Source organism: Vibrio sp. YT-19(2023) (assembly GCF_033337395.1).
On the sequence record NZ_JAWOQN010000251.1, the window covers coordinates 1 to 897 of the forward strand.

Annotated in this window: 1 protein-coding gene and 1 pseudogene; both read right to left on the reverse strand. The window is 44.0% G+C overall.

Features of this window, described 5'->3' with window-relative positions; all coding sequences use genetic code 11:
• A pseudogene (locus tag R7E78_RS25215) lies at nt 1-147 on the reverse strand (response regulator); the annotation flags it as partial.
• Nucleotides 144-897 (reverse strand): HAMP domain-containing sensor histidine kinase (locus tag R7E78_RS25220; RefSeq protein ID WP_318058483.1); only part of this gene is annotated, 754 nt, incomplete at its 5' end. The gene R7E78_RS25220 and the pseudogene R7E78_RS25215, both read right to left, overlap by 4 nt.

Genomic DNA, 897 nt, shown 5'->3' on the forward strand with positions numbered 1-897 from the left:
CGCCATGTCTTCAATCACTTGCTTTGCTTCCGTAACGGACTCTGCGCCTTCAACGATGAAATGTTCTTCGAATGGTGCTAAATCTTGAAGGACACTATCCAAGACTTCTCGTTCGTCATCGACGCATAAAATCAGATACTTAGTCATGTTTCATCTCCTTCTTCAATGACTAGTAACCAGACGGTCATACAAGTAAAGGCATTGAGTTCCGATTGAACATCAATCCAGCCTTTGTGTGCTGCAACGATTTGTTGGCAAATAGACAGTCCAATACCTAAGCCAAAGTTGCCTTCTTTTTTGGTTGTAAAGTTGAGTTCAAAAATTGCTTTTTTCTGCGAATCCGGAATACCGCATCCATTATCTTCAAATGAAATCACGGCATAACGCTGTTGGTTTTTTTCAACTTCTCTCGTTTGTATTTTTAACGATCCTTTATCAGGAAAGGCGTCAATCGCATTAGAAATTAGGTTGGTCCACACTTGTTGCAATGCAATAGGTTGGCAAAGCATACTCGGAAGTGGGGCGTAATCTGTTGAAACTTGATGCACTTTTAGCTTGTTTTCGAAAATCACTAAAGTGTCTTCGATGCCTTCATGGATATCGGCGTAGTGCATGCGTTCATCATCAGATCTCGCGTAGCCTTTTAGGCTCTTCACCATGTCAGCGATGCGAGCGGCACAAACATTGATAGAACGGAGAGAAGCACCTGCTTGATGGTATTGTTCTAACGTCTCTAGCGTAGAGGAGGCATTGTCTTTCTTCTTGGCGAGTTGGGAAACGAGTTCGGAATCGCTCTCTAGGCCTAAATTGACGACTTTTTTGGCAATGGCACGATCAGGTAACGTGCTGTTGAGCTCTTTGACGCGTGAGCGCAGTTCCGCAGTCGAGGCTGGCTTG